The sequence below is a fragment of the Pseudomonas edaphica genome, from assembly GCF_005863185.1.
GTDB lineage: Bacteria > Pseudomonadota > Gammaproteobacteria > Pseudomonadales > Pseudomonadaceae > Aquipseudomonas > Aquipseudomonas edaphica.
Genome location: NZ_VBVZ01000529.1, coordinates 1 through 4,328 on the forward strand (window position 1 = coordinate 1; position 4,328 = coordinate 4,328).

Sequence of the window (4,328 nt, forward strand, 5' to 3'; positions counted from 1 at the left end):
GAGCTGGCTTGCCTGCGATAGCGGTGCATCAATGAAGAATGTTTCATCTGATACACCGCTATCGCAGGCAAGCCAGCTCCCACCGTTGATTGGGTTTCAATTCAAACTGTCAGACCCAATGATGAATCGGCCAGCCAGCCTTTTCAGCATGCTCACGCAAAACCGGATCCGGGTTCACCACCTGCGGATGATCCACCTTCAGCAACAGCGGCAAATCATTGCGCGAATCCGAGTAGAAATACGCGCCCTCCAGGCTTTCACCTTCCTGCTTCAACCATTCCAGCAACCGGGTGATCTTGCCTTCACGGTAAGTCAGTACCCCCACGGTCTTGCCGCTGTACACACCATGGCTGAGGTCCAGGTCAATGCCCAGCACTTCATCAATCCCGATACGTGCCGCAATCGGCGTGACCAGGTGCGTGCCCGAGGCAGAGATCACCAGGATCCGGTCACCCTTCGCGCGGTGGCGGGCGATGGTCTTGGTGGCGTCGCTGTAGATCAGCGGCTCGATGATGTCTTCTACCCAAGGTTCGACCAGATGCGCGATCTCTTCAGGCGTGCGCCCGATCATCGGCTCCAGGCTGAAGTCCATGAAGTCTTCCATGGCCAGCTCGCCGCGGCTGTAGGCGGCCATGAGTTCGTCGTTCTGGCGCATGAACGACTCTGGGTCAACCCAGCCCAGGCGGCCCATCTGTTCGCTCCACAAGGTGGCGCAGTCGCCGTGGATCAGGGTGTCGTCCAGATCAAAAATTACCAATGCCATCTGTCACGCTCTCTCAAATCAATCGTTGCGTCAGGCTACTTCACACAACGCACTGGGGTCGATGGAAAGTGCCAGGCGCTGACCATCCGGGTGCAGATCGTCGGCCGAGCGGTTGAGCACGTCCACCACCAATTCCACGCCACGCGCTTCGATGCGATAGCGGATCACGTTGCCCAACAAACTGTGGCTGCGTACCAGCGCGTCGAGTTCGCCGCTGCGACTCAGTTCGATGGCTTCCGGGCGAATCGCGATGCGCCCGCTGATAGGCCGTTGCAGCAACTGGCTGGCCTTGTCGGCGTCAAGCAGGTTGTAGTTGCCGATAAAGCCGGCGGCAAATACATCCACGGGCGCAGTGTAAAGGGTCTCGGCATCACCGCTTTGTACGATTTTGCCCTGGTTCATGAGGAAAATGCGGTCTGACATGGTCAGCGCTTCTTCCTGGTCATGGGTCACGAAAATCGTGGTCAGGCCCAGTTCGCGCTGGATCTGGCGGATCTGCTCGCGCAGGTGCTTGCGAATCCGTGCATCCAGCGCCGACAGCGGCTCATCCAGCAACAGCAGGCGCGGACGCGTCACCAGCGAGCGGGCGAGGGCCACACGCTGGCACTGGCCGCCGGACATCTGGTGCGGGTAGCGGCCGGCGAGTTCTTTGAGCTCCACCAGTTGCAGCACTTCCTGCACGCGCTTGTGGCTGTCGTCGGCGTTGACCTTTTGCATGCGCAGGCCGAAGGCGACGTTCTGTTCCACGGTCATGTTGGGGAACAGGGCGTAGCTCTGGAACACCATGCCGATGTGCCGTTTCTGCGGGCTCAAGGGCACGATGTCCTGGCCATCCAGCAGGATCTTGCCGCTGTCCACCGAGGTCAGCCCGGCGATGCAGCGCAGCAGGGTCGACTTGCCGCAACCCGACGGGCCGAGCAGGGTGACGAATTCACCCTTGGCGATTTCGCAGTTGATGTCACTGAATACCGGCGTGCCGGCGTAGCCTTTTTGCAGGTGTTGGACGCTGACGAAGCTCATTGGCTTTTGTCCTTGTTCAAGATATTGGCGGCCCAGGTCAGCACCAGCACAAAGAAGAAATAGGAAATGACGATGGCACTGGTGAAGTGGCCGCTCGTGTTGCGCATGTTGTTCAGGTACACCTGCAGGGTCTCGTAGCGAGTGCCCACGAGGATGTTGGCGAACACGAACTCACCGAACAGGAACGAGAACGACAGCAACAGCGCCACCATCAGGCCTTTGCGCAGGTTCGGCAGCACGACAAAAATTGCGGCCTGCCAGGTGCTGGCGCCCAACAGCTGCGAGGCGTCCATCAGGTCACGCAGGTTGATCGCTTGCAGGTTGTTGGTGATCGCGCGGTACATGAACGGCAAGGCCACGGTGAAGTAGCAGCCGATCAGGATCCACGGTGTGCCCACCATCGCAAATGGCCCGGAGCCGTAGAGTTGCAACAAGCCCACCGATGACACCACCGGCGGCACCGCGAAGGGCAGCAGGATCAGGATGTTCATCAGCGCGTCGAGCTTGGGAAAGTGGTAATGCACCACGAACAGCAGCGGCAGAATCAGCACCACCGACAGGATCAGCGCACCGACGCACACCAGCAGTGACTGACCGAAGGCGGCCAGAAAGCGCGGGTCACTCCACAGCTGCACGTACCACTTCACGGTAAAACCGGCGGGCAGGATGGTGGCCGACCAACTGCTGGCAATGGAGTAGACAAAGGTGCCCACCAGCGGCAATACCAGGATCGCAAACAACAGGTACACCACTGCCCGATGGTAGAGGGAGGTCGAGCCAGCTTCAGCGCGAGACATGATAGCTCCTCTTGAGCAGCAGTTGATGGACGACGGTGACCACGGTCATCAGCGCCACCAGCACTACGGCCAGGGCGCTGGCCATGTTCGGGTCCAGGGAGATGTCGCCGGAAACCATTGCCGCGATACGAATGGGCAGCACGTTGAAGTTGCCGGTGGTCAATGCATACACCGTGGCATAGGCGCCGAGGGCGTTGGCCAGCAGGATCACAAAAGTGCCCAGCAGGGCCGGAGTGAGCACCGGCAGCCCGATGTGCCGCCAGAACTGCCAGCTGCTGGCGCCGAGTAACGAGGCCGATTCGCGCCAGTCTTCGCGCAAGGCGTCGAAGGCCGGGTAGAGCAGCAGCACACCCAGCGGAATCTGGAAGTAGGTGTACAGAATGATCAGGCCAGTCTTGGAGTACAGGTTGAAGTCCTGAATGATCCCCGCCTGCTTGAGCATGATGGTGATGCTGCCGTTAAAGCCCAGCAAAATGATGAACGCGAAGGCCAGGGGCACGCCGGCAAAGTTGCTGGTCATGTTGGCGAAAGCTGTCACGAAGTTACGCAGTGGCCCATCCACACGGCGCAATGAGTAGCTGCCGAGCACCGAGATGATGATCCCGAACACGCTGGAGTAGAAGCTGATCTCCAGGCTGTACTGGATGGCTTGCAGGTAGAACTTCGAACTGAAGATTTTGGTGAAGTTGGCCAGGCCCCAGCCGAACTCCTCCGACTGCAGGCTGTTGATCATTACCCACAGCAGCGGGGCGATTTCAAACACGATAAAAAACAGCGCAAACGGCACCAGGCACAGGATCGCCAGCCATTTGCCACGGGTTATGGCGTTCACTTGAGCAGCTCCCGGCATACGGGTTTGTCGTGGGGCACACCGAGCAGTTCGCAGACGGTGCCGCACAGGTCGGTTTGCTTCGGGATGGCGCCTGGGTCGAAGGTGAAGGCCGAGCCCATTACGAACAACGGCACTTCGCGTTCTTCCGGCAGCACACCGTTATGGGAGCGGTCGTTATTCATGCCGTGATCGGCAGTCACCAGCACCTGGTAGCCGGCGTCGAGCCAGGTTTGCAGGTAGTCGGCGAGGATGATGTCGGCCGAGCGCGCGCTGTTGCGGTATTGCGCGGTATCCAGGCCATGCTTGTGGCCGGCGTCATCAATGTTCATCGGGTGTACCACCAGGAAGTTCGGCGCGTGCTTGAGCCGCAGGCTTTCGGCATCGGCGAACAGGTGTGAGTCGGGGTAGTGGTCATTCCAGTAGAAATGCCCGTGCTGGATCGCCAGCGCCTTGTCGTCGGTATGACGATCACGCGCGGCGACAAAGGGCGTGCGGTTATACAACTCGCTGACCCAGTGGTAAGCCGCCGCCGCGGTGGTGAGGCCCGCATCGGTGGCGTAATGGAAAATGCTGCGCTGGTTGGACAGGCGCGAGACATGGTTGTGGACAATGCCGCTGTCGATCGGGGGCACGCCGGTGAGGATGCATTCATACAACGGCCGGGACAGGGCCGGCAGTTCACATTCCAGTTTGTAAAGCGCTGCGCGTCCTGCGCCGATATAGGCCTGGAGATGCCCCATGGCATGTCGGGCAACCTCGTAGTTCAGGCCGTCGAGCACCACAAGGATGACGTTGTGCTTCATAGGGGGAGACGCTCCGCGACGATAGGCTTGACTCAATTTCACTTGGGGAACGGGGTCAAAACTGTGGGAGCGGGATTGTGTGGGAGCTGGCTTGCCTGCGATGCAGACGACTC

The 4,328-nt window shown here is 59.9% G+C and carries 5 protein-coding genes; all 5 read right to left on the bottom strand.

Features of this window, described 5'->3' with window-relative positions:
* Nucleotides 1-109: 109 nt before the first annotated feature.
* Genes FEM54_RS25775 through FEM54_RS25795 form a run of 5 tightly spaced genes read right to left on the bottom strand, consistent with a single transcriptional unit; the run spans nucleotide 110 to nucleotide 4,215 of the window.
* Nucleotides 110-763 carry an HAD family hydrolase gene (locus FEM54_RS25775; RefSeq protein WP_099547875.1) on the bottom strand — a complete coding sequence of 218 codons (654 nt, stop codon included), beginning with the start codon at nucleotides 761-763 and terminating at the stop codon, nucleotides 110-112.
* A 30-nt stretch (nucleotides 764-793) separates the two neighbouring features.
* Nucleotides 794-1,783 carry an ABC transporter ATP-binding protein gene (locus FEM54_RS25780; RefSeq protein WP_010565203.1) on the bottom strand — a complete coding sequence of 330 codons (990 nt, stop codon included), beginning with the start codon at nucleotides 1,781-1,783 and terminating at the stop codon, nucleotides 794-796.
* Nucleotides 1,780-2,580 carry an ABC transporter permease gene (locus FEM54_RS25785; RefSeq protein ID WP_138453582.1) on the bottom strand — a complete coding sequence of 267 codons (801 nt, stop codon included), beginning with the start codon at nucleotides 2,578-2,580 and terminating at the stop codon, nucleotides 1,780-1,782. Before FEM54_RS25785 ends, FEM54_RS25780 begins: the two co-directional genes overlap by 4 nt.
* Entirely contained in the window at nucleotides 2,567-3,430 is an 864-nt protein-coding gene (locus FEM54_RS25790; RefSeq protein ID WP_189660912.1) for an ABC transporter permease, read from the bottom strand. Before FEM54_RS25790 ends, FEM54_RS25785 begins: the two co-directional genes overlap by 14 nt.
* Nucleotides 3,409-4,215, bottom strand: a complete 807-nt coding sequence (locus tag FEM54_RS25795) for an alkaline phosphatase family protein (protein WP_138453583.1) — start codon at nucleotides 4,213-4,215, stop codon at nucleotides 3,409-3,411. Before FEM54_RS25795 ends, FEM54_RS25790 begins: the two co-directional genes overlap by 22 nt.
* Between the last annotated feature and the right edge of the window lie 113 nt (nucleotides 4,216-4,328).